26 protein-coding genes and 1 other annotated feature are annotated in these 24,131 nt (G+C 48.5%); of the genes, 5 read left to right on the top strand and 21 right to left on the bottom strand.

Annotated elements, in window-relative coordinates; all coding sequences use genetic code 11:
* Positions 1-182: 182 nt before the first annotated feature.
* The 11 genes from asd to NYE70_RS04335 all read right to left on the bottom strand — a co-directional run bounded on the left by asd (position 183) and on the right by NYE70_RS04335 (position 7,568).
* On the bottom strand, positions 183-1,271 hold the full coding sequence (gene asd / locus NYE70_RS04385; protein ID WP_211020381.1) for an aspartate-semialdehyde dehydrogenase: 1,089 nt from the start codon (positions 1,269-1,271) through the stop codon (positions 183-185).
* 111 nt (positions 1,272-1,382) lie between these two features.
* Positions 1,383-1,650: a binding site (T-box leader), on the bottom strand.
* Between the two features lie 84 nt (positions 1,651-1,734).
* Positions 1,735-2,202, bottom strand: a complete 468-nt coding sequence (locus tag NYE70_RS04380; protein WP_247681566.1) for a heme-degrading domain-containing protein — start codon at positions 2,200-2,202, stop codon at positions 1,735-1,737.
* A 47-nt stretch (positions 2,203-2,249) separates the two neighbouring features.
* Positions 2,250-2,753: a DinB family protein gene (locus tag NYE70_RS04375; RefSeq protein ID WP_341045120.1), complete on the bottom strand. Its 504-nt coding sequence runs from the start codon at positions 2,751-2,753 to the stop codon at positions 2,250-2,252.
* A gap of 70 nt (positions 2,754-2,823) precedes the next feature.
* Positions 2,824-3,444: a class I SAM-dependent methyltransferase gene (locus NYE70_RS04370; protein ID WP_211020375.1), complete on the bottom strand. Its 621-nt coding sequence runs from the start codon at positions 3,442-3,444 to the stop codon at positions 2,824-2,826.
* A 121-nt stretch (positions 3,445-3,565) separates the two neighbouring features.
* On the bottom strand, positions 3,566-4,345 hold the full coding sequence (locus NYE70_RS04365; RefSeq protein WP_211020373.1) for a TetR family transcriptional regulator: 780 nt from the start codon (positions 4,343-4,345) through the stop codon (positions 3,566-3,568).
* A 180-nt stretch (positions 4,346-4,525) separates the two neighbouring features.
* Positions 4,526-4,708: a transcriptional regulator gene (locus NYE70_RS04360; protein WP_211020371.1), complete on the bottom strand. Its 183-nt coding sequence runs from the start codon at positions 4,706-4,708 to the stop codon at positions 4,526-4,528.
* A 135-nt stretch (positions 4,709-4,843) separates the two neighbouring features.
* Positions 4,844-5,389: a GNAT family N-acetyltransferase gene (locus tag NYE70_RS04355; protein WP_211020369.1), complete on the bottom strand. Its 546-nt coding sequence runs from the start codon at positions 5,387-5,389 to the stop codon at positions 4,844-4,846.
* A 47-nt stretch (positions 5,390-5,436) separates the two neighbouring features.
* Positions 5,437-5,892, bottom strand: a complete 456-nt coding sequence (locus tag NYE70_RS04350) for a GNAT family N-acetyltransferase (protein WP_341045117.1) — start codon at positions 5,890-5,892, stop codon at positions 5,437-5,439.
* A 48-nt stretch (positions 5,893-5,940) separates the two neighbouring features.
* Positions 5,941-6,411 (bottom strand): DMT family transporter, encoded by a 471-nt coding sequence (locus NYE70_RS04345; protein ID WP_211020365.1) that lies wholly within the window; start codon positions 6,409-6,411, stop codon positions 5,941-5,943.
* Positions 6,412-6,430: 19 nt separating this feature from the next.
* A complete protein-coding gene (locus NYE70_RS04340) occupies positions 6,431-7,129 on the bottom strand; it encodes a Crp/Fnr family transcriptional regulator (RefSeq protein WP_341045115.1) in 699 nt (232 codons plus the stop codon).
* Between the two features lie 13 nt (positions 7,130-7,142).
* The gene (locus tag NYE70_RS04335; protein ID WP_211020361.1) at positions 7,143-7,568 is read right to left on the bottom strand and encodes a DMT family transporter; all 426 of its coding nucleotides are present in this window, start codon (positions 7,566-7,568) and stop codon (positions 7,143-7,145) included.
* A 156-nt stretch (positions 7,569-7,724) separates the two neighbouring features.
* On the opposite strand from NYE70_RS04335, the gene NYE70_RS04330 reads away from it, so the two are divergent.
* The gene (locus tag NYE70_RS04330; RefSeq protein WP_211020359.1) at positions 7,725-8,174 is read left to right on the top strand and encodes a MarR family winged helix-turn-helix transcriptional regulator; all 450 of its coding nucleotides are present in this window, start codon (positions 7,725-7,727) and stop codon (positions 8,172-8,174) included.
* Between the two features lie 88 nt (positions 8,175-8,262).
* On the opposite strand, the gene NYE70_RS04325 is transcribed toward NYE70_RS04330, so the two are convergent.
* From NYE70_RS04325 to NYE70_RS04310, 4 genes are all read right to left on the bottom strand, one after another.
* The gene (locus tag NYE70_RS04325; protein WP_211020356.1) at positions 8,263-9,450 is read right to left on the bottom strand and encodes an aminotransferase class I/II-fold pyridoxal phosphate-dependent enzyme; all 1,188 of its coding nucleotides are present in this window, start codon (positions 9,448-9,450) and stop codon (positions 8,263-8,265) included.
* Entirely contained in the window at positions 9,440-10,402 is a 963-nt protein-coding gene (locus tag NYE70_RS04320; RefSeq protein ID WP_341045112.1) for a D-alanine--D-alanine ligase, read from the bottom strand. The genes NYE70_RS04325 and NYE70_RS04320 overlap by 11 nt, the downstream gene beginning before the upstream one ends.
* Positions 10,403-10,415: 13 nt before the next feature.
* Positions 10,416-11,879: an aminotransferase-like domain-containing protein gene (locus NYE70_RS04315; RefSeq protein ID WP_341045111.1), complete on the bottom strand. Its 1,464-nt coding sequence runs from the start codon at positions 11,877-11,879 to the stop codon at positions 10,416-10,418.
* 140 nt (positions 11,880-12,019) lie between these two features.
* On the bottom strand, positions 12,020-12,424 hold the full coding sequence (locus NYE70_RS04310; RefSeq protein WP_341045110.1) for a GNAT family N-acetyltransferase: 405 nt from the start codon (positions 12,422-12,424) through the stop codon (positions 12,020-12,022).
* Between the two features lie 220 nt (positions 12,425-12,644).
* Between NYE70_RS04310 and NYE70_RS04305 the strand changes: the two genes are divergently transcribed.
* Positions 12,645-13,355 carry a TioE family transcriptional regulator gene (locus NYE70_RS04305; protein WP_341045109.1) on the top strand — a complete coding sequence of 237 codons (711 nt, stop codon included), beginning with the start codon at positions 12,645-12,647 and terminating at the stop codon, positions 13,353-13,355.
* A gap of 86 nt (positions 13,356-13,441) precedes the next feature.
* Here the strand turns inward: NYE70_RS04305 and NYE70_RS04300 are convergent, their stop codons facing one another.
* From NYE70_RS04300 to NYE70_RS04285, 4 genes are all read right to left on the bottom strand, one after another.
* Positions 13,442-13,687, bottom strand: a complete 246-nt coding sequence (locus tag NYE70_RS04300) for a glutaredoxin family protein (protein WP_290407064.1) — start codon at positions 13,685-13,687, stop codon at positions 13,442-13,444.
* A gap of 33 nt (positions 13,688-13,720) precedes the next feature.
* Positions 13,721-14,341: a nitrite reductase gene (locus NYE70_RS04295; protein WP_341045108.1), complete on the bottom strand. Its 621-nt coding sequence runs from the start codon at positions 14,339-14,341 to the stop codon at positions 13,721-13,723.
* A 72-nt stretch (positions 14,342-14,413) separates the two neighbouring features.
* Positions 14,414-16,855: a heavy metal translocating P-type ATPase gene (locus NYE70_RS04290; protein WP_341045107.1), complete on the bottom strand. Its 2,442-nt coding sequence runs from the start codon at positions 16,853-16,855 to the stop codon at positions 14,414-14,416.
* A 242-nt stretch (positions 16,856-17,097) separates the two neighbouring features.
* The gene (locus NYE70_RS04285) at positions 17,098-18,111 is read right to left on the bottom strand and encodes a UDP-N-acetylmuramate dehydrogenase (protein ID WP_211020346.1); all 1,014 of its coding nucleotides are present in this window, start codon (positions 18,109-18,111) and stop codon (positions 17,098-17,100) included.
* Between the two features lie 283 nt (positions 18,112-18,394).
* Between NYE70_RS04285 and NYE70_RS04280 the strand changes: the two genes are divergently transcribed.
* The 3 genes from NYE70_RS04280 to NYE70_RS04270 all read left to right on the top strand — a co-directional run bounded on the left by NYE70_RS04280 (position 18,395) and on the right by NYE70_RS04270 (position 21,606).
* A complete protein-coding gene (locus NYE70_RS04280) occupies positions 18,395-19,741 on the top strand; it encodes an ABC transporter substrate-binding protein (RefSeq protein WP_341045104.1) in 1,347 nt (448 codons plus the stop codon).
* 114 nt (positions 19,742-19,855) lie between these two features.
* Complete coding sequence (locus NYE70_RS04275) at positions 19,856-20,713, top strand: carbohydrate ABC transporter permease (protein WP_290407059.1); 858 nt, start codon at positions 19,856-19,858, stop codon at positions 20,711-20,713.
* Positions 20,714-20,733: 20 nt separating this feature from the next.
* Entirely contained in the window at positions 20,734-21,606 is an 873-nt protein-coding gene (locus NYE70_RS04270; RefSeq protein WP_213655340.1) for a carbohydrate ABC transporter permease, read from the top strand.
* A gap of 49 nt (positions 21,607-21,655) precedes the next feature.
* Here the strand turns inward: NYE70_RS04270 and NYE70_RS04265 are convergent, their stop codons facing one another.
* A complete protein-coding gene (locus tag NYE70_RS04265; protein ID WP_341045103.1) occupies positions 21,656-21,943 on the bottom strand; it encodes a hypothetical protein in 288 nt (95 codons plus the stop codon).
* A gap of 152 nt (positions 21,944-22,095) precedes the next feature.
* Positions 22,096-23,928, bottom strand: a complete 1,833-nt coding sequence (locus tag NYE70_RS04260; RefSeq protein WP_341045102.1) for a UbiD family decarboxylase — start codon at positions 23,926-23,928, stop codon at positions 22,096-22,098.
* Positions 23,929-24,131: the final 203 nt, after the last annotated feature.

Below are 24,131 nucleotides of genomic sequence, written 5' to 3'. Positions count from 1 at the left end.
TTCATGTCTTATCTTATTACGCAGTTAAATCCGTTGGGTTTCTATGAGCGGGAACAACGATACTAAAAGAGCTTTCTCCGGCACCTGGATGTCCTGGAGAAAGCCCCTTTTACATATTCTGATGGATGAATTAGCCAACGATAGCTATTTCGCTAAATATTCCTTGTTCGGCATTTCAAGTTTTAAGCTTTTGGCTGGATGTATCCTTCCGCTTTAAGCAACTCGGCGATCAATACGGCACCACCGGCAGCTCCGCGCAAAGTATTGTGGGACAAACCGACAAATTTATAATCGTAAAGAGAGTCCTCACGCAATCTTCCCACAGAGACACCCATGCCGCGCTCAATGTCACGGTCCAGTTTCGTTTGAGGTCTGTTCTCTTCTTCGAAGTAGGTGATGAACTGCTTTGGCGCGCTAGGCAGTTCAAGCTCTTGCGGACGTCCTTTGAATTGCTGCCACAGCTGAAGAATTTCTTCTTTCGAAGGCTTCTTCTCAAAAGATACAAATACTGTAGCCAAATGTCCGTCCGTTACAGGAACACGGATACACTGAGTTGTAATTAAAGGCGAGCTTGCTTTAACAATCTCTCCGTTTGCAACACTTCCCCAGATACGAAGCGGTTCCTGTTCGCTCTTCTCTTCCTCTCCGCCGATATAGGGAATCACGTTATCCAGCATATCCGGCCAGTCGGTGAAGTTCTTGCCGGCGCCGGAGATCGCCTGATACGTGGAGGCAACCACAGTAGTCGGCTTGTAAGCGAGCAGCGCGTTCAACGCCGGTACGTAGCTCTGGATGGAGCAATTCGGCTTGACGGCGATAAATCCGGTCGAAGTATTCAGTCGTTTCCGTTGTGCAGCGATGACTTCAATATGGCCTGGATTCACCTCGGGAATAACCATTGGGACATCAGGTGTCCAGCGGTGTGCCGAGTTATTGGAGATAACCGGTGTACCTGTTTTGGCATAAGCCTCTTCAAGGGCCTGAATTTCATTTTTCTTCATATCAACGGCGCAGAAAATAAAATCGACCTCTCCGGCAACTTTATCTACTTGAGCAGCATCTTGGACTACGATATTCTTCACTTCTTCAGGAATCGGCCCGGCCAGCTTCCATCTGCCTTGCACGGCTTCCTCGTAAGTTTTGCCCGCAGAATTGGCGCTCGCGGCGATCGACGTTACTTGAAACCAAGGGTGCTGATCCAGAAGCTGCATAAACCGCTGGCCCACCATACCCGTTCCGCCCACAATTCCGACTTTCAGCTTTTGCGACATAACCTATTCAAATCCCTTCAAATAAGATTTAGTGTACTATATGATGCACGCTTGCTAAGTTTCCTTATCTTTACAGTAATAAAAAAAACCCACCCCCAAGACCTTATTAGTCTTAGGGACGAGATATTGTATACCCGTGGTACCACCCTAGATTCGCCAATATGTCGCCATATTGACCTCTTCAAGTACGGCATTGAATCTCAATGCTTATACTCTAGCTCTGTAACAGGAGCTCCTGGCACAGCATCCCCGATCTATTCGGTTCCGGTGTGCTGCTCTGAGTCTTTTTTCGATAAACCATTCTTTACTCCCTTTCAGCACAGCAGGAGCTCTCTGAGAAAGAATTCGATTTATTTACTTCTCTCTTCATCGCATTTGATATTGCGATAATATTATCAAATTATCGGTCAGAGGTAAACCTAATTTTTGAATCTTTTAGAGGTTGTTCAAAAAGTCGTCCCGGTTAAGTTGCAGAAACCCTAATTCTTCTTAACGCCGCCACAAGCAGATCATGGTCCTCTTGGTCGGATAAACCCGATACCGTGATGGTACCAGCCAGTCCTTCCCCTTCAATGATAAGCGGAAACCCGCCGCCGGCGCCCACATAATCCTCAATCGGCAAGCCGTAATCCTGATCCAAGGACTTCCCTTCTTCCCGCAACCGCAGCGTGACGTGCCAGGAGCTCTCTCCGAAACGGTTTACCACATTGTTCTTCCGCCGAATCCAATCCTCATTGTCCTTCGACGTGCCTTCCATGGCATGAGCGAATAAACGCTGGCCCGAGCGGTATATTTCCGTCGTAATGCTCTTCCCCCGGCTCTTGGCCTCCTCAATGATTGCCAGTCCGACTTCAAGCGCCGTCTCATTCGTAAATTGACGAAATTGAAGCTCCTGCTCCTCCAGCTCCATTTCTTGAATCCGCTCTCTCATCCTTATCAACCTCTCCAATGGCCTGAATTCATTGCATTAGTCTATGATTAGCCTTTAGCAGCCCGTATCGCCGCACTCTCTTCTTCATTAGGGCCGTAAACGCCAGGGGGTACCACGCCGGCTTGACGCATAAGAATCGTCATTTGCCCCCGGTGATGTATTTGATGACGTACCACGGTTTTCAGTACACCGCCGTAGGTCGTATCAATAAAACCGAATAACAGAATCCCCTGTGACAGCTTCTCGTCATTCCATTGCTGTTTTAGCGCATTAGTAACAGCATCGCTCATTTGGCGATAACCTTGAACGATGTCCGAAGCACGTTCAGGAGTAGGCAGCTTATATTCCGGACCGGCGATGACCAGCCCTGCAGCACCAAGCATGATATCCAGACTGCCAACCAGGTGCCATCCCAAATCTCCAAGCGATCTTGGCTGTGCGGCCGAGACGGATTGTTTCAGGGAATCATCTGTAAGCGCCTCAAGCACCTTGAGCGTGAGAGCCTCCTCTTGACTCCAGTCTTCCAAAAAGTCGTTGATCGATCTATACATTTGGGTTATCGCTCCTTTATCTTTATGTATTCGTCTTGACAGCAAAAGTATATCACTTCAGGAAACGGCTTCACAACAAAACGGCTGATCCCGGTTTGCACCAGACTAAATGAAGCATCCCGGACATGTAATGCTCCGCTTTAATCACATCGAGCGGTGACTCCGCAATTAACTTCATAATATCGCGGTTATAATGGCAGCCGGCGATCCGATAAGCTAAAGGATCGGTAACCTTAAGGGCAGCAGCAAGGAATTTGTTCGAGCTAATGCCATGCTCCAGTAATAGTACTTGCCCTTCCGGCTTGCACCACCGGCTTATATGAGTCAGCACTTTACCGGGATCGCTGTAAGCACACAAAGAGAGTGTGGATACGACAGTATCGAACCCGTCTTCCTCAAGGCTTATCGCGTCGATATCTCCTTGAATATATTCCGCTTCCAGCCCGTATTGCGCTTCATTTGCCAATTTAGCTTTTTCAAGCATGGCCGGGCTGAAATCCACCGCCGTCAGCTTCACGTCTGAACGGTAAAAAGGCAAATTGCTTCCCGCCCCGATACCCAGCTCCAATACGTGACCTCTGGCAAAACCCAGCAAGCTTTTGCGGTAACTTGCGAGCTCGAGCTTCTCTCTTTTTTTATCATACATGTTGGCTTGCTTGTCGAATTTCTTAATACGCCGTTCTACCTTCATCTTATCACTCCCTTGTTTACTATGTACTATCAAATATAATATTCGCATACCGAATGGTATGTTGTATCCAAAAATTAACCCGCAAATATGTCGAGGCTGCCGACTTTACGGGATGATTTCTCTATTTGCCGGGTGCTAGCCCCCGCCATAATACTTTCGCTGCAGTCTGCAATAATGGCTCCAGCTGACAGCTCACCGGATCGATTAACCATTCGATGACAATGCCCTTCATCAACGCATCCACCATAATGCCGAGAGATTGAGGGTCCAATCCTTGTGCGATATAGCCCTTCTGCTGCATTTGTGCCAGAAAGCCGCCTAAAGCTTCTAGACTTTGGCCGAACATCGCTTGCAGTTTGTGGCGTACTTCCGGTTCCCTGCTCGATGTGATGAATTCAAGAAATAGCTGCGGACCGCCGTCTCCGGCTTCCAGGCAATCAAACTGTGATTTGAGCCAAGCGTACAAAGCCGATTCGGGATCATCCGCTTCCAGAAGATCTTCGATCTGCAATGGCAATTGCCGGTTTTGCTGAATTAAATTCCGTTCCATAATCGCAAGGAACAAATCCTGTTTGCTTGAAAAATGCCAATAGACGGCTCCCTTGGTCATTCCAGCCTCGGCCGCAGCTTTCTCCAAAGAAGCGGTGGCATATCCCTGCTCCGCAAACACTTTGGCAGCGGCTTCTAAAATTCGGGTTCGGGTATCTGCGAGCGGTCCGTTATTGTCACTCTGTCTCTCCGCCAGCCAGCTTCGCAGGCCCTGCTTATCTCCAAAATGTCTGCGCACGGCAGTCCAATGTACTCCCGCCATTTTAGCGATTTCCGCAAACGTAATCTGATCGAACGGTTTGCTTTTCACCAATTCCTCCGCCGATTTCAATACTTGAGTTCGAACGCTCAATAGCTCACCCCTGGATCTTATGAAAAATAGATAGTTGTGTTATATAGATACCGAATGGTATGTAGATATAATATTATATTGAAACATCCAGGTCAATATTACAATGAACGGCAAAAAGACCCGGACCCGATACAAACGGTCCAAGGTCTCCAGATATTATTATGTAGGTCAGGATAGCACTTACTTAACAGACGGCTCCCATTTGCAACGAATAGGGGAAGTAATCGCTTCTTCCTTCTTCAGTTCTTTAAAGGCCTTGTCGACCTCCTTGCGGTCCAAGCCGGACAGCTGCTCCACTTCGCCTGCACTAACCGGCTTACCTGCCGCCTTCATCGCTTCAAGCACTTGCTCTTTTACACTCATTGCGTACACCTCCACTCCTACAAATTACCATAACATTAACAAACATTCGTTCCTATGCCTAGGCTGTTCGAAGAATGTTCATGATTAGGAGGTCATCGCGTTAATTTTGTTAAAATTGACAATGTTTCGTCACACTCAAAACGGGAAATCGTCCCAGTTAATTGGCGTGGTTTTGTTTTCCGCCCAATCTTCTCGAAGAATTGCATATCCGATAGAATCATGAAGCTTCCCGTCTTCCGACGGCCAAGACAATCGGTGTACCGCTTCTTTCACAAAGCCTGCATTGTGAAATGTTTTGCGCATTGCGTAATTGTCGACCCTTGTATGGCCTTCAAGCCGAATTTTATCGTCATGCTTCGTAAACACGTATTCGACAAGCAGCTTAACCGCTTGTAAACCAATGCCTTGGCCGCGATACTTCGCAGAAATGCGAATATCGAACATAGGGGTCGGATCTTGAAGATCAAATACCCGCAGCAATCCGAGTTTTGTATCCTCATCGTTCAGAATCCAGAATGTTTTCTTCTCGTCGGTCGAGTTATATCTTCCTTGTGCAACTTGCTCGCGCACGTTACTTTCCGTCAACGTCGCTATTCCATGATACGGCCAGGTTTCACCCGCAAGAAACGCAATCAACGCTTCGGTCTCATCGTCGTTATAAGGCTTTAGACAAATAGACATAAATAACACCTACTCCTTGATCCTTTAATCATTAATTTGGACCCGATTCACAGTTCCTTCGTCATAAATAAACTGTACGGGTCCTCCACATACTCCGCAAAGGGACCGCAATATTGAAATCCAACACTTTCATACAATTTTCTGGCCGGAGCGAATGCTTCCATGGGGCCCGTCTCCAGACTAAGCCTGCGATAGCCTCGGCGTTTGGCTTCCTGAATTATAAATTCCATCAGCTTTCTTGCAACTCCCTTTTTTAAATGCTGCGAAGAAGTGCGCATCGACTTGATCTCCCCATGGTGAGCGTCAAGCTCTTTCAAGGCTCCGCATCCGAGCAATTCCTCCTGCTCCCAGACACTCCAGAACGTAATATCCGGTTTTTTTAACTTTTCAAGATTAAGGGCGTGAATGCTTTCCGGCGGGGAATGCAATTCCATACTTTGCAGATGCTCATCTATTAACCTGGCTACCTGATCTCCGGATAAATCATCGATTTTGATTTCCAACACAATTCCTCCGCAATCTTTAGTTTTATAACAATTATATAGTACGAATTATTCCCCTTGTACTGACGGCTTTCGACCCTGCAGCAACCCTCCGAATTTGAAGACAAATATACCCGATACAATCACTATAACACCAATGAACTGTTTGAAGGTGAACGGCACTTGCTCCAATCCGAACCAGCCAAGAGAGTCCCATAACAGGGCGAAAACAAGCTGTGAGGTCATCGCGATCGAAATGGCATAGGTCGGTCCAAGCAGCTTGATTCCGTTTACCATGCAGACGACAACCCCTACGCCGATGATCCCGCTAAACCAGAACCATAGCTCCATATGTTGAACGGCAAACAGCTTCTTTCCTTCTACAATCAATCCGATCACCAGGGAAGCTAAAAATCCCAACCCCAACACTAACGCGGTCGTCGCCCAGGAGTTCGCGCGTTCATTGACTTTACTATTGAAAATATTTTGCAGACCCACCAGCGCACCGGCGAGCAGCGCCCAAAAGATACCTATTAACATGGCTTTAATCTCCTTCCTTTTACTCGTAGATATTATGACTGGTTAGTGCCCGCAGCCCTTCACGATTCTTGACGATAATCCCGCCCTTGCTCCGCTCGACCAGACCTTCCGAACAAAACTGATACACGATCCGGTTCAAATGCCTGTAGCTGACACCGATCAGATTCGCCGCATCCTTCAGGCCCGCCGTACTTAACTGTTCATGAAGCAGTTCATCCGACTCGCCCGAAGAGACCGACAAAAGATAGCTTGCCAGCCGCACTTCTACGGGGTACATCAAATTGAAGCTGAACGAATTGGATTTGATATAAAACTTCTGAGTTATAATGTCCAGCAGAAACTGAAGAAATGGCGCATGGTCGTTTACATACTTCTTTAACTGGCGATATGGGATGCCGATCAGTTGAACCGGCGTAACTGCCTCAACGGTATTAACGATGTCCGTGTTTTTTACGTATTCTATGTCTCCTACGAGCTCAAGCGGTGTTTTGAAGCAGAGAACCAGAGTTCTTCCTTCCGCCGAGGTCGTATAAATTTTGAGTTTCCCTTTAACAAGTACGTAAAGCGTTCCCGATGGATCTCCTTGTGAGCATACGAGTTCACCTGCATCATAACTGTATAGTGTCATATGAGGTTTCAACGATTCCGTAAAGATCGGTTCCAAATCAAATTCCTGTAAATGCGAGTTCAGGATTTCCATGTCCAAAATCTCTTTCATGGTTCTTCTCACCTCAAAATCTTAAAATTATGACGCCTGCCACCATCAATAGTATGCCGATAAACTGAGGTGCCTGCATTTTTTGCTTGGCTACACCAAACCATCCTTTACTGTCTATAAGAAAAGTGAGGCTCAGTTGGGCAATCAGCAGTGCGGATATTGTAAAGGTAGCCCCCATCTGTTGAATCGCCGTTACGTTGCCGAAAATAATAATCGCCGCCAATGCGCCTCCCGTCAAGTATAAAGGCTTAACCTGCTTAAACTCCCGCAACTTGCGGTCGCGGATAAATAGCAGGATCAGCAGCGCCGTTACAAACCCGGTCCATTGGGTAAGCGTGGCCGCCTGCCAGGTCCCGATGCTCTGACTGATTCGGGAATTGGCTACCCCCTGCAAAGTAATCAAAGCCCCTCCCAGGAATGCAAATAATAACCCTCTCATCGTTGGTTTCTCTCCCTTAATATCTCTAATGTTGTCTTAATTAAAAGATAGCGCTATCGCCTTAGAGTTGGGAAGGACATATGTCCTTAAATGAAAGAAATGATACTTGCAAACTGCAACATAAAGAGATATAACTGATTTATGAGGTGAACGAATATGGAAAATACTCGCGAATTGTTTCAGATTATGACACGTCAGTTCGCACTGCTTAATAAAAATTGCTGCAGTGTCGGATCTCTCGACATCTCCCCGGTACAAAGCCATATTCTGTTCGAGGTCAGCCGCCAGCATAAGCCGTCGATGCAGGAAATCGCGGAAACGCTGGGCACGGACATTACGACTTTTAGCCGCCAGGTCCAGTCCTTGATGAAGCTGAACCTGCTTCAGAAGACGCCGGATTCAACAGACCGCCGGGTATACACCCTTTCTTTAACAACCGAAGGACAGATTGTCGCCGATTCGATTGAGCGACAAATGAACGATTACCTGGACGAAGTGTTTTCTCACTTGACGGTATTCGAGAAAGAGACGGTATTGCGGTCCGTCCGTTTGTTTAATGAGGTTTTGGCAAAATTGGAGATGAACTGCAATCCTGTTTCAGGTTAAAGTCCAATTGTCATTACTTGTATTTTACAAATTACCAAAAAACAGTCGATTCCCGAGAGGAAACGACTGTTTTTGTTTATCGCCAAGTTTAATGGCAAAGCGTAAACGATGTCTTTTGGATAGCTTTCTTAAAACGCTCAATTCGTTCCAGCGCCTCGCACAGTTTCTCCCGGGACGCTGCGTAAGAGCAACGGATATGCCCTTCGCCGCCGACTCCAAAAACATGACCCGGTACGGTGGCAACTCCCTCTTCCTGCAATAGTCCCCTGGCGAACTGCTCGGAGCTAAGGCCGGTATCCGCAATGGAAGGAAAGGCGTAAAAAGCGCCCTCCGGGATGTGACATCTCATCCCAAGTTCATTTAGCCCTTGAACAAACATGACTCTGCGCCCGTCATATTCCGCTTTCATCCGGTCCTTGGCGTCAAGTCCGCTGCGCAGCGATTCCAGCGCCGCGATTTGGCCGAGTACCGGTGCGCACATGATCGTATACTGATGGATTTTCAGCATCCCGGCAATCAACTCCCGGTCGCCGCACGCATATCCGATGCGCCAGCCCGTCATGGCAAACGCCTTGGAGAATCCTCCGATCACAATACAACGATCTTTCATGCCCGGGAGCGCGGCGATGCTGAAATGCCGCTGGCCATATGTTAGCTCGGCGTAGACTTCATCCGAGATGACCAGGAGGTCATGCTGGGTGACAAGCTCAGCAATCGGCAGCCAGTCTTCTTCCGTCATGACTGCGCCTGTCGGATTGCACGGATAGTTCACCACCAATATCTTGGATCGCGGCGTAATCCGTGCAGCCAGCTCATCCGCCTCCAGCTTGAAGTTTCGCTCCGCGGAGGAAGGAATTTCTACGACCTCCGCCCCATGCAGGCGGGCGATCGGCGAATAAGCGATATAACCGGGCGCCGGAATCAGCACCTCGTCCCCTGGCGTCAGGAACGTTCGGAGTGCCAAATCGACCGCTTCGCTGCTCCCGACAGTGACTAGGATTTCATGTTCTGGCTCATACTTTAACCGGAAGCTCCCATTCAAATAGTATGAGATTTCTTCCCGCAGTTCAGGCAAACCCGCATTTGGCGTGTAACTTGTTCTTCCTTCGTTCAAGGCGCGAATGCAAGCCTCACGCACATGCTCCGGCGTTACAAAATCCGGCTCCCCTACACCCAACTGGATGGTATCCTTCCGGCCGGCGCCAGTCTCAAAAAAAGCGCGGATGCCGGATGGCGGAATATCGCGAACTAAAGGTGCAATCCTCTCACTTCCCATAAGCGGTCACACTCTCCTTTTGCAGACTCAAGTTGTGAATCCCGTTCTGCTCCCGTTCTTGCAGCGACAGCTCGATGATCCGATCCAGTAATTCGTTAAATTTGAGGCCCGCCGCTTGCGCACTTTTCGGCAGCAGACTGTTCGGCGTCATACCCGGCAGCGTGTTCACTTCCAGAACATACGGAATCCCGTTGCGCAAAATCATATCTACGCGGGCATACACGCTGCATTTCAAAATCCGGTAACTGCTTATCGCAGCATCCTGCACACTTGTTTGAATTTCTATCGGCAAAAAGACCACCTGTTCATCCGCTCCCCCGTCCTGATACTTGGCATGATAGTCAAACCACGCCGAGGCTTTAGAGCGGATGCCGATGACTGGCAACAAATCCTCGCCGACAATGGAGCAGGTGATCTCTTCTCCCTCCACCAATTGTTCGATGAGCACGGAAGAGTCCCAGCGCAGCGCCTCCTGAACGGCTGCTTTCAAAGAAGCTTCATCGGAAACCGGCAGCGTTCCGACGCTTGATCCGCCCGAATTCGGTTTGACAAACACCGGGTATCCCAGCTGTGCTACGGCTTCCGCGTCATATTCCTCCATTCCGCTCCAACAAAGCCAATCCGGCGTCGGGATTCCGGCAGCGCGAAGTAATTCCTTGGATCTATTTTTATCCATACAGAGAGCACTGGACTCTACGCCGCTTCCCGAATACGGAATGCTCAATGATTCCAATGCCGCCTGAACCGTTCCGTCCTCCCCGTATGCGCCGTGGAGCGCAAGCAGCGCAAAATCGATACCTTGGACTTGCTCGCTAAGATCCTCCTGCTTCACGATCTCGATCGGAACCACCTCATACTTGCTGCGATCCAGTCGAGCCAGCATTTCTTTTCCGGTCATCAACGATATTTCACGTTCCGAGGACATGCCTCCCATCACAACGCCGACCTTCATATTTTGCACCCCTCTACCCCTCAAGTTGTTTGGCGGCCAATCCGCCTATGATTCGAAGCCCTTTATCAATATCTTCATCACTCACCCGCGAGAAGCCGACCCGCATCGTATTGACTCCGCCACCGTCCGTAAAGAACAGGTCTCCCGGAGTAAAAATCACACCATTCACAGAGCAAGCCTCCAGCAATCGGTGCGTATCGAAGTTCTCCTCGAATTCAAGGAACAAATGAAGCCCACCGTCCCCCGTTACACGGGCAAACGGAATGTATTTTTCGCAGCATAGCCGCGTCCATTCATATTTCCTTTTATACTCGGCCCGTGCTTTTTTTAAGTATTTCTCCAAATGGCCATTATGCAGATATTGAAACAACACCGACTGGTCCAGCGTCGAAGTATGGATGTTCCGGGCCCGCTTTATGCTTTCCAAATAATCGATAAGTTCCCTGTCGGCCAGTACCCACCCGACCCGTAGACCGGGAAACAGCACTTTTGAGAAGCTGCCGATATAGATGACGCCATTACCACGTCCGGCCGTAGCGATCAGGGGGAGAGCATGGGAGCCCGAATAGCGCAGCTCTTCATTAAAACCGTCTTCAATCACCGGGATTTGATGCTCGGCCATCAGTTTCATGAGAGCGATTCTTTTGCCGGGGGAGGTTACAATCCCTGTCGGGTTATGATAAGACGGAACGAAATAGGCGCAATCGTAAGCCCGTTCGGACAAAGCCAGCTCCAGCTCCCTTAGGTTAATGCCGTCATGCTCCATCGGAATCCCCTTAATCTCGAAGCCGTTTAGCTTGAGGTTCTTGATGGCCGTATGATGCGTAGGATTTTCGCAAAGGACAGCTCCGCCGTTGTTCTTCCCGAGCGCAGCGAGAATCATATCGAAACCTTCGGTAAACCCGCTGGTGATGAGCATATCTTTGCCTTGCAGATCTACGCCCTTTTGTTCCATATATCTCATCAGCAACTCAATCAGCGGCTTATAGCCTTTCGCATATCCGTAATTCAGCAGCACATTACCCTCGATAGCCATCCTGTCCAGAAAGGCCCGCTTCACATGGTCAAGGTCAAACAGTTGATCGTCCGGAGCGATGCTCGTAAAAGAGATCGTATTCCTGCCGGCGCGAATTCCGCTCTTCATCCGGTCCAGATCCACGGCCTGCCGCGCGTAGTCGTTCAAGCGGGAAGACCAATCGGTCTTCCAGGGAGGAACGGCATCGCCGGTTGCCGCAGACAAGGGCGCCACGTAGCTGCCTTTCCCCTGAAGGGTATATACGAAGCCTTCCTCTTCCAAGCCCTCATAAGCGGCAATGACCGTGTTGCGGCTTACGCCGAGCAACTGGCCCATCTCGCGCGTGGACGCGAGCTTCTGGTCTCCGTGCAGTGCGCCTTTAAGGATTAATCTTTTTATATATTGCTTAACCTGAAGATGGACCGGAACGTCCTCCTCCAGAATTTCGAAGTCGTTAAACATAACAGCACTCCCTCCAACAACATCATGACACATTCGGGGAAGATATGAAAAGAACCACGGTGCTCCGTTTTTGACGGAGGCGTGGTTCCCGGGTTTGAAAATATGGCTGAACCAGAGTTAAAGATACTCTTTTTAAGGAGTCATCGAGTCAGAGACATACCGTAGAAGTCAGGATAAATCAGCTTAAATCCATGTTTTTGATACAACTTAAGGCCTGGAACATCCGAAACTGTTAAGATATGCGCCTCCAGGGGAGCGTTTTGATAAAGGTAATCCAAAATTTCAAGCATCAGCAAATCACCTGCATCTGTTTCCTTGAATGCCGGTTTAATGAGCACGTCCACAATTTGAAAGTAGCAGGCACCGTCTCCTATCACTCTTCCCATCCCGATAATTTCAGAGTCTTCTCCTCGAAGTGTCACGCAAAATAGTGAATTCGACAAGGCCGTAGCTGCAAATTCTTCAACCGGGGAAGTAAGACCGGCTTCCTGACGTAATTCCTGATATTCTTTTACTGTCGGTGTTTCATGAAATGTGTTCTTCATCTTGAATCTCTCCTTTTGGGCCAGGTTATACCACGAATATACAACATTCATGCAAGTGCGAAGATTTGAGCCTGAGAGTATCGGAAAGCTGAACTAGATTTAGAGCAACCTTATCATGTTTCTTGAAGGTTCTTTGTGAATGTTTGTCCCGGATTGATGCTTTTGATATAGTGAGCATGATCAGACAGACAAGAGGATGCCAGGAAGGGAGGTGCGAAACGTGGATTACTACAAGCCCGTCGAGATTGCCCGGGAACTTCAGATTAGTACGAGCGCACTCCGCCATTACGAATCCTGGGGCGTTGTTCCGGCCCCCGAACGTGCTGCAAACGGTTATCGGCTTTATACCGGAATCCATCTGGCCTATTTTCGGTGTCTCCGTGCGATGTTTCCGGGGTTTGGAGTGCAAGTGACTTGTGAAGTGCTTCGTCTCATCCAGAAGAGTGATATCGATGCGGCCTTCTGGCTGGTCAACAAGGAGCAGGCTATTCTCCATCATGAAAAAGCCGCCGCCGACCAGACGCTGGCCATGCTGGATACACTGGAACTCCCTCCTTTGCCGAACAGGAGATTGAAGCAGCGCATGACGATCGGAGAAATTGCTGCATTTACCGGTTCAGCCCCGTCTGCGATTCGCCACTGGGAAAAGGAAGGATTAATATCACCCGAACGTGATCCTGAAAACGGGTATCGTCTCTTCTCGCCGGTAGACGCGCGTAAAATTTTGCTCATTCGAACACTGAGAGGTACGGTTTACTTCCTGAAAAGCATGAAGGAAATCGTTCAGGCAGTAGAAAACCAGTCCATAGACAAGGCCAAAAAAATTACCGAGCAGGCTATCTCCTCAATAAATGAGCGCAACAGACAACAATATTTGGGCCTACATCAACTGATTGAACTTTGTAAGGAGCTTAATTTAGTTACAAAATAATTATTATGTAAACTATTAGAATTGATTGAACATACTATAACCCGGATCGAAACCGATCCGGGTTAATAAGAGTAATGATATTCATATTATTGCTGGCTTACCAATTCACGAATTTCGGAGAAATGATCCGCAAACCCGACGAATACCTGATCGCCGATCACGATGGTTGGTACGATCTGTTTACCCGTCAGTTCCCAAACGATTTTCGGATACTCCTCGTTTTCCTCACAATTGAATTCCTCAAAAGGCACCTGCTGTTCTTTAAAAAAACGTTTGGCGTTATTACAATCACTGCAAGTCGGAATCGTATAAATCTTCACCGGTTTGGTCATTACGAATATCCCCTTTCTTGGATCATTTCTGAATTACGCTGCAGCTTGCCGCAATTCCTCCAGCGAGATGCGGTCGACAAATCTACTGAATTTCTCTTTCGGCTTCGCTTGCTCTTTATAAAAATAGATGAGGGCACTAACGACCGGAATGAGTTGATTTGCGGATAGGCCGGTCATAAGCTTGCTGGCGAACTTCGGTTTGATTCCTTTAGGATCTCCGCCAACATAAATGTCGAAGGTATCTCTCATCTTCACTACGCCGATATCTTTGAGCAATGGTTCGCTAGTTCCGAGCGCACAGCCGGCGTAACCAATTTTGAGCGGCGCCGGAGTCTCGATTCCCGCGATAACTTCATTTAAAGTCCGGGCCGTATCCAGCCCGGCCTCCTCCGCCCCTCTGCAAAATTGACATGCAATCAGGCTCTTGCTTACAAAACCGGCAGGGTAAACTTCAAGACCAGATTGCTGAAGCTCCTCCTCGATGGTCCCCATGTCATTTTCGGCGATTTCGATATAGATCTGTCTGAAATTAGTCATTTCGATCATGGCATCAGGTTCTGCAACTCTACTGATCTTCATCAGTTGCTCCGGGGTAAACAGGCTGCCGCCTAATTGAACTGCCGGAGCCACTGCAATCCTTGTGTGATCTCCCATATGCGCCTCCTAGATTGATCTTAAAACAAATAGTTAATCATATTAATTCATCACATTAATTAACTGCATTAATTATCGAATTTTGACACGTTGCAGGCGGAGTGCATTCAGTACAACGGATACTGAGCTGAGCGCCATTGCCGCGCCTGCAACCCAAGGGGCAAGCAGACCGATGGCTGCAACAGGGATACCCAGCGTGTTATAACCAAGTGCCCAGAACAAGTTTTGCTTAATGTTTGTCATGGTTTTACGGCTCATATAGATCGCGTCAGGAATGCTGGACAGATCACCGCGCATCAGAGTCACATCCGCAGCTTCCATAGCCACGTCTGTACCGGTTCCGATGGCCATCCCAATATCTGCCGTCGCCAGTGCCGGCGCATCATTAATGCCGTCTCCCACCATGGCAACGATCTTTCCTTGCTCCTGGAGCTTCTTAACTTCTTCCGCTTTGCCTTCGGGCAGCACTTCCGCGCGGACATGATCGATACCTACTTGCGCGGCGATGGATTTGGCTGTCCGCTCATTATCTCCCGTAATCATGATGACCTGAATACCCATCTCTTTCAAACGGCTTACCGCGGCTTTGGATGTTTCCTTGATCGTGTCCGCGACGGCTACCATACCTGCATAACGGTTATCGAACGCGACCAGCATGGCGGTCTTACCGTCCTCCTCCAACCGGGACATGGTGTCATAAGCCTGTTTGGCGTCTACTCCATGTTTCTCCATCAGTTTGCGAGTCCCTACAAGGATGGTTTTTCCGTTTGCGGTCGCCTGAATGCCGTAACCCGGAATCGCTTCAAAAGTGACCGTTTCTGCTAATTCAATATTTTTCTCCCGGATTCCCGCTACGATCGCTTCGGCAAGCGGATGCTCCGAATTTTTCTCGGCCGCACCGACCAGAGCAAGGAATTCCTGCTCGTCGCCTTCCGGCAATACATCCGTAAGCTCCGGTTTCCCGTTCGTTACCGTACCGGTTTTGTCGAGAATGATGGTATCGATTTTGTGGGTTTGCTCCAGATGCTCGCCGCCTTTGAACAGGATTCCGAGTTCGGCAGCCCGACCGGATCCCGCCATAATGGAGGTTGGCGTAGCCAAGCCAAGCGCACAAGGACAGGCGATAACGAGCACGGCTATCGCTTTTTCCAGTGCTTCCGCAAAGTTCCCTGGCGTTACCAGGAAGTACCACACTAAGAAAGCAGCTACGGCGATGCCTACAACAATCGGCACGAAAATTCCGGAAATTACGTCTGCCACACGTTGGATCGGAGCCTTCGAGCCTTGGGCTTCCTCTACAACTTTGATAATTTGGGCCAGGGCCGTTTCTTTGCCAACTCTCGTTGCTTGAACTCGCAGCATCCCGTTCTTGTTAATGGTCGCACCAATGACGGTGTCGCCCGGTTTCTTTTCTACGGGAAGGCTTTCGCCGGTCAGCATCGATTCATCTACGGACGACAAACCTTCCAGCACCTGACCGTCCACCGGAATTTTCTCGCCGGGCCGAACAAGGACGATATCACCGGCTACAACTTCTTCCACCGGTAACGTAAGCTCCTGGCCGTCACGTACAACCAAAGCGGTCTTGGCTTGAAGGCCCATCAGCGATTTGATCGCTTCGGAAGTGCGCCCTTTCGCCAGCGATTCGAACAACTTCCCCATGATGACCAGGGTAATCAGCACTGCGCTCGTTTCGTAATACAACGAAGGTCCGTGATGCATACCGCCCCCTTCAGCGGCCCAGACGATCGTGAGGTATAAGCTGTAGAAGTAGGCGGCCGAGGTGCCGAGAGATACCAGCACATCCATATTGGCGCTGCCGTTACGGAGCGCTTTATAAGCGCCTATATAGAACGTTCTTCCGATGATGAACTGAACAGGCGTGGCCAGAATCAACTGGAACCATGGATTCATGAAGATTTCTGGCGTGTAAATCCAGGAAGTGAACGAGAAATGGCCGACCATCGTCCACAACAACGGGAAAGAGAGGATCGCAGAAATGAGCAATTTCAGCTTCTGACGCCGCACTTCCTTTCCGCGCCGGTCGCCCTTCTCTTCGTTTTCCTGTTTCGTTATTGCCTTATAACCGAGCTGTTTGACTTTGTTCTGCATATCCGTAACGGAGATTTCACCAGGTGAATACTCCACACGCGCGGTTTCCAGGGCGAAGTTGACGGAGGCTCCGGTTACTCCCGGAAGCTTCTGCAACCCTTTTTCGATCCGGTTCGCACAAGCGGCGCAGGTCATGCCCTCCAGTTTAAAGTCGACGGCTTCTTTCGCTGTCCCGTAACCCAGCTTTTTGATCGTTTCCTCCATCCGGTTTATATCAACGATGGCCGGGTCAAAAGATACGCTTGCTTTCTCTAAAGCAAAGTTGACATTGGCCGCCGATACTCCCTCCAGTTTGTTCAGACCTTTCTCAATCCGGTTGGCACAAGCGGCGCAGGTCATACCTGTAATTTGAAAATTGGCCTGCTTACTGGGATTCGCTGTATTTGCAGTGCTATCGTTCACGTCACTTCCTCCTAATCCTAAGGGTTATTGTTTTATTTCTAATGTTGGACTTTATTCTGGCTTCCATTCATTTCTTGTTCATAGTATACCCCCCTACCCTATAATTCGTCAACACTAATTTACGAAACCCCCGTACCGTATATATGATTCATTCATATTCCAAGGAATTCTCCTGTTCTCCTATAACAGAAAAGCCCGGATCAGCACAGTTGATCCAGGCTCGCTTATTATCCCGATGAATTTTATGACACAATGACTACTTCCGCTTCCGGAACAAAGCCGAAATGCTTGTCTATCGATTCCTGCACTATCCGAATTAGGTAAATGACATCCTCCGCCTTGGCTCCTCCTCGGTTTTGGATAACATTGCCGTGAACAGGTGAAATCATGGCGTTGCCATGCTGCGTGCCTCGAAGATTCAATCGATCCGCCAACTTTCCGATGGGTTCGCCAATGGAATAATTGTTTTTGAAGACCGACCCGCATGAAGGATATTCAAAATGCATTTTCCCGGTCCGGTCAGCAATGATGCCTCGCATTGGAGTCGCTGTCGGATCGTCCTCCTGCTTAAGCCGATTTAAACATCTCATATAAAAGTTAGAGAATACTTGCAAACTGGAATTCTCGAGAATTCCGCTATCCAATTCGGCCAGAAACGGTTGGAGAGCTTCCGGGCGGACCGGAAACTGCTTCAATTTCAAATCGGCGCTCACGATGAACCAGTTTTTTCTTTGAAAAATCGATCGCTTATAGGCAAATTCGCACTGCTCTACGCTTATCGTTCTGATCCCTTGCCGGGGATCGTCAAGATCCACATAATAAACCCTATCTATATAATCGCTGATATGGCTGCTGAAATATTTCGCATTCATATATATCCCGCCGCCTAAGGTTCCGGGGAGCAAGAAACAGAAATCAAAGTCGGATGTCCCGACGACTGCGCCCATCAGGGCCAATAAAGACATAGGCGTCCCCGCAGCTACATGGAGCCGGTCCTGATTCAGAGTGATTTCTATATGGGAACGTGTGGATATAAATAAGGTATCCGGGTTGGGGTGGTCGGGAAACAGCAAATTGGACCCCATTCCGAAAAACAACGGATTCAGACCATGTCTCCATGCGGCTTCCAACACTTCCAGCACATCGGTATCCTTACGGGGCAATGCCAAAAACCTTGCATTACCGCCTATCTCATAGGTTGAATATCGGGATAAGGGCTGGTCCTTTTGAATACATGCAAGTTCCATAGATGTCATTTGAAACTCCTTCCTGATGCTAGGCGCAAACAATAAATGCCTCCATTAACATACAACAATGTATATTATGTAGGCAGCTTATCCAGATTGCAATCTGTGACCGAGGAGATCTTGTTCCATTTTGTCGATAAATGTTGTAAATTGTACCAGTACATCCAAATTGTAAAATTTTATCCCTGAATTATAGAATTATCCCCCTGTCTGGATTTGGAAACGTAGATTAATCTTTTAGTAACCAACCAGAATTACACAAATTATTAATATTTCGCTGGGGGGATTTGAATTGAAAAGGTCTTCATTAGTACTGCTCAGTATCATGTTAGTATTCTCCATGTTTCTTGCCGCGTGCGGAAATAAAAGCGCTAACAATCCAGCGCCGGCCGAACCTACAAACAATTCCGCGGCCACAACTGAACCGCAGCCTGAGGAAACTAAAGCACCTGATCCGGTCAAGCTTCGCGTGTTCTCGACGTTCGGCGGCACGGATGCTGCTCGTGAGGCGTTCCAAGGTGTAATCGACGAGTTTACCGCCAAGTACCCTCACGTCACCGTTGAGAATGACACGTTGTCGGCCAACGACGACGGATTCCGTACCAAAGTCAACACCGATATGACAAGCGGTAACGAGCCCGATCTGCTGTTTTACTTTATCGGAACGGATGCGGAAGGCTTCGTGAATGCCGGTAAAGTAGTTCCATTGAACGAAATTCTGGATGCCAATGCAGAATGGAAGAACGGATTTATTCCGGATGCTCTGAAATTGGCTACACAAAAAGACGGCAACATCTACGCTGCTCCGCTTACTGGATACTATGAAGGATTATTCGTAAACAAGAAAATTTTCGAAGATAACGGCCTGGAGCTTCCAACAGATTGGGATAAGCTGAAGACTGCTGTGAAAACGCTCTCAGCGAAAGGGATCATCCCGCTCTCCGTACCTTTCGACCAATCGCATTACCTGATTGAGCATACGATTCTATCGGCTGCCGGCCCGGAAGGTCAGAACAAAGGCCTGCTTGACGGCATCGATCCGAATTGGGAAAAAGCTTATGCCGCTATGAAGGAACTGTATGACCTCGGAGCTTTCCCGAAAGATGCAGCTACGATTGACCTGGGTATGTCCGGAAACTACTACAGTGAAGGTCTCGCCGCAATGACCCTCGAAGGCTCCTGGGCAGTTGGAAGCTGGACCGAGGAAACTCGTAACAATTCGACGGTAATTCCGTTCCCGACTGTCCCTGGCGGTGTGGGAAGCGGTAACGACATCATTGGCGGCTTCGGATCCGGCTTCTATCTCTCTAAAGCTGCATATGACAACGCTGCTAAAAAAGATACGGTAGTTGAACTGTTGAAACATATGACGTCACCTGCCAGCATCCAAAAGATCGCCAGCGCCAACGGCGGTACTCCTGCCGCGGACGTTGAAGTTACAGGGCTTGCACAAGTTGCTCTTGACGGATTCGCAATGGCTGCCAAAGCAAACGTAATCAGCGCTCCGGTTGACAGCAAGGTTGCTCCTGAAACCTTCTCCGATCTTCGCGCTAGCGTTCAACAGGTGGTCACCGGCAAGAAAACGCCGACTCAAGCGATCGAGAGCGCCAAAAAAGTCGAGGATGCCAACAAGAAGTAATCTCATTTTTGAAGGCAGAACTCATAAACGGATCAGCGCCGCACCGAAAGATTTCTTCGGGCGGCGTAGCCGTTTATCCGCCAAAGTCACAAATTCACAACAAAGGTGATGATTATGAAGGGTGATCGTAAGTATATCTTCATGTTTCTCCTTCCGTCCGCGGTGTTAATGGCTGTCTTTCTATATTATCCGTTCTTCAAGAGCTTGTACTTGAGCTTCTATCGGACAAAGGGCTTCTTTGACAAGAAGTTTATCGGCTGGGATAACTACAGCCGCTTATTCTCGGATAAATTGTTGGGCGCGGCGACGCTACATACGTTGGAAATCATGCTATTTGTAATCGTATTTCAGGTCGGAATTGCCCTGGTTCTCGCCGTCCTGGTGGAAAGCATCGGCCGATTGCAGAACTTTTACCGCAGTGTCTTCTTTTTCCCTGTTGTCATTTCCGGAACGGCCATCTCTCTCCTGTTCGTTCTGTTTTACAACTATAATTTTGGTCTTTTGAACGGCATACTGGCTAATTTCGGCATCGAAAAGGTACTGTGGCTGAGCGAATCAAATGCACTCGCGGCGGTATCCATCCCTACGGTATGGCATTATGTCGGCTTTTACTTCATTTTGTTTCTTACCGCGATGTCAAAAATCCCCTCCGATTATTACGAAGCGGCCAAGCTGGAAGGCATTAACGCCTTTAAGCGGACGACCATGCTCACGATTCCGCTGATCATGAGCGACATCAAGGTTGTTATCACGCTGGCCATTACGGGTACGCTTAAAGTGTTTGAATTCGTGTGGGTTATTACGAGCGGACAAAACGGCACGGAAGTGCTTGGCACTTATATGTACAAAAAAGCGATGGTCGACCAAAACTTTGGATATGGATCGACGATTGCCATTTATATGGTCGTATTCGGTGTACTTCTGGCTTTACTTGCCAATCGTTTGTTGAAAAGAGAAGAGATTACTTACTAACCTTATAGGGGTGTACAGTTATGCAGCCAACGATTTCTGCGGAACGCAATGTCCAGCGGGGTGAATTCAGGCGATTTAGAATCGGCAAGGCCTTGATCTACTTTGTATTGTCGGCCTGGGCCATGACTACGATTTACCCGTTATTCTGGATCGTCAACAACTCCTTCAAGGTGTCCAGAGATGTCATGAACAACTCGTTCGGCATCGCCTGGAACGTAGACCTTGTCAATTATACGAATGCTTTTGACCGTATCAATATCGGCAAAAGCTATATCAACAGTTTGATCATGTCGGGGAGCACGGTACTGCTGGTGTTAATTTTCGGCGGTTTGGCAGCTTATGTACTATCCAGGTTCACCTTTGCGGGGAAACGCGCTATCTATTCCCTTTTATACGCCACCCTGCTGATCCCTACTTTCGCAACAGTGGTTCCGGTGTACGAACTTCTGATTAAGACCACCATGGTGAATACGTACTGGGGGCTCATCTTCCCCCATACGGCAGGAAATTTGACGTTCGCCATTCTCGTTATGGCCGGTTACATGTCGACGATCCCAAAAGAGCTGGAAGAAGCGTCTTTCATAGACGGAGCTAACCGTATGCAAATGTTTACCAAGGTATTCATGCCCATTTCGAGACCTGTATTTGCATCGGCCAGTATATTTGTCTTTCTGTGGTCGTATAACGACTTATTCTCGGCTTTTATCTTCGTCAACAAAGAAAATGTCCGTCCGATCGTCGCCTTGCTGAATGAAATCAGTTCACAATACGGCACGGATTTCGGCCTGATGGCCGCAGCCGTCTCCCTAACCGTCATCCCGGTGCTGATAATTTACTTATTTATATCCAAGTTTATTCAAAAAGGCTTGACCGAAGGTGCGGTCAAGGGATGAACTACAATGCAGAAGAGGGGGAGCACGTTTCCCCCTCTTCGATTTGTTACTATATCCATTGAACCCGGGTCAAAAGCTGATACTTCATCAGGGCCATAATAAAATCAATATAATATTCCTTACGGACTATGATTTTATGGCGCTGATCCTCGTACATGTAGAATAGTGCATCCGTATACACGTCGTTCTCGGCGAATTTCTTCTGCACTTCCTTCAATCTCAAAGCTAATGGTTGTTCCCCGATAAATTTGATTTCAAATTCCACATCCGAGTCGCCCTCAGTTTCAAGGATCAATATCTCTTCCTTATCAAAATCGTATTTCAGCTGCAAGCTCATCACTCCCAACCCTCTTATTTGTCTAACTTCGTATTCAGTAAATTTTACCATAGCGGTTTATTGGCGACAAACGAAATCCCACATACTGCGGACTATAGTACTTACGATGTTAAAATTACATGAAAAAACGCCCAATGAAGGGCGTTTCGTCACTACAACTTGATACTGCTCAGGCTGCCGCCTTTGGCAAACAGCCGGTCAATGCTTTTCTCTACGCTTGGATCCGGAATCAACGGTGGCGCTTGGTGCGGTTTGGACCGGGCATCGATAATCATGCTATCGCAGCCCCAGTGCTTGTCCTGATAATAGCTGTTTACACCATAGATGTCATGCGACGGGTTGCTTCGCGTAAAAGTAACCCAAAGGAAGTTCCGCAGCGTCTCGCTCACAAATGAACTGTCATCGCAAACAATAATCATCGGGCAGGAGTCCAATCCGCCTTTTTCTTGAATCGCCTTACCGAAGTCTTCCATTTCCTGTTTGGATTGCATGTAGGATTCAAATTTCGGCCCTTGAACCGCAACGACTCCAGGCATAACAAGCTTCGGATTTACGAATTCACGAATGTCATGCAGTTCCACGGGAGTTTCCCGACACAGTTCCCTTCTCTTGTCGCCATATGCTGCAAACACAACTTTACTGCCGCTGTTCAGGCCGGTACCGGAATAGTCAAGCGTGTCGATCGTAGTATGGGTTTGAAAATGAATGTCCCGGTGAAGATCGATCCGTTCCAGGATGTAAGTCAAGAAATCAATTTCCCGATGCGTATCCAGCGGAATGTTCTCATCGGCAGTGATGAACAAATATTTCGCCAGACTGAGTTGGCCTGTACCGAGAATCCGGTTGGCGATCGTCAACAATTCTGCGGGCCGCTTCACCTTCTGGAACGGGGTATAGCGTTCACTTCCGATGGCGAACAGAAGCGGATGCACGCCCGCGGCATCGACCGCGTGAACCTCTTTTACGCCCGGAATTTCCTGCCGGACGGCATCGCCTGTCAGCTCATGAATGAGCTCACCGAAGGCGGTATCTTCCTGCGGAGGCCGTCCGACAACGGTAAACGGCCAAATCGCGTTCGGTCTGGCGTACACTTTGTGTACCTTCATGACCGGGAATTGGTGAACCAGGCTATAGTAGCCCAGATGATCGCCGAAAGGTCCTTCCGGTTTGGTCTCACCCGGGTGGATTTCGCCCGTAATGACAAAATCCGCTTCATGGCTGATGCAATAACCGTCCAGGTAACTGTAGCGGAATCTACGCCCGCTCAGCATTCCTGCGACCGTCAGTTCGCTAAGACCTTCCGGCAGCGGCATTACGGCGGACAGCGTATGCGCCGGCGGGCCGCCGACGAAGCAGCTCACCTTTAACGGCTCCCCTCTCTTGTTCGCCTTATCCTGATGGATTCCGATGCCGCGGTGAATCTGGTAATGGACTCCGATCTCTCGGTCCTGATCGTACGAATTTCCGCTGAGCTGGATACGGTACATGCCCAGATTAGAATTCATGATTCCCGGCTTGTCCGGATCCTCGGTATACACCTGCGGAAGCGTGATGAAGGCTCCGCCATCCATCGGCCAATGCTGTATCTGCGGCAAGTCGGATATATGTATTTCCTGGGCTGTCACCGGACGGCGGCTGAACCCTTTCATAGGCAGCGCTTTTAAAGCCGCCAATCCGGTGCCTACGCTTTTAAACGGGTTTTTAAGTGCAGATAACGGATTATTGCGCAGGGCGATAATGTTTTGCGTGTTATTCCAGGTCTTCCGGAATATAAACTGGCTGCGCTCCATCGTGCCGAATAGGTTGGACACCGCGCGGAATCTGGAGCCTTTTACACGTTCGAACAATAAGGCCGGACCGCCTGCCTCATATACTCTAAGATGAATCGCAGCCATTTCAAGATAAGGGTCCACCTCTTCTTGAATCCGGACCAGGTGGCCGTGTTTTTCCAGATCGAGTACACATTCTTCCATATTGCGATACATACGGGATTAACTCCATTCTATTGACATTATGCTATATAAGCAGAACTAGTAAAAATATGATTTAAGTACAACATTATTAGCATAATCCAGATTCCTGTACGTATCAACCAAACTTATAGTGAATTTAATTCAGCAACTCTTTCGACGGGTTTAAAGATGTCCAAGTAAAAAAACCACCGCCCCAGGGCGATGGTCTGTACTAT

The sequence above is a fragment of the Paenibacillus sp. FSL R5-0407 genome (genome assembly GCF_038009185.1).
Lineage (GTDB): Bacteria > Bacillota > Bacilli > Paenibacillales > Paenibacillaceae > Fontibacillus > Fontibacillus vini.
The sequence above is the reverse complement of the archived record's forward strand: the minus strand, read 5'-3'. Positions and strand labels throughout refer to the sequence as shown.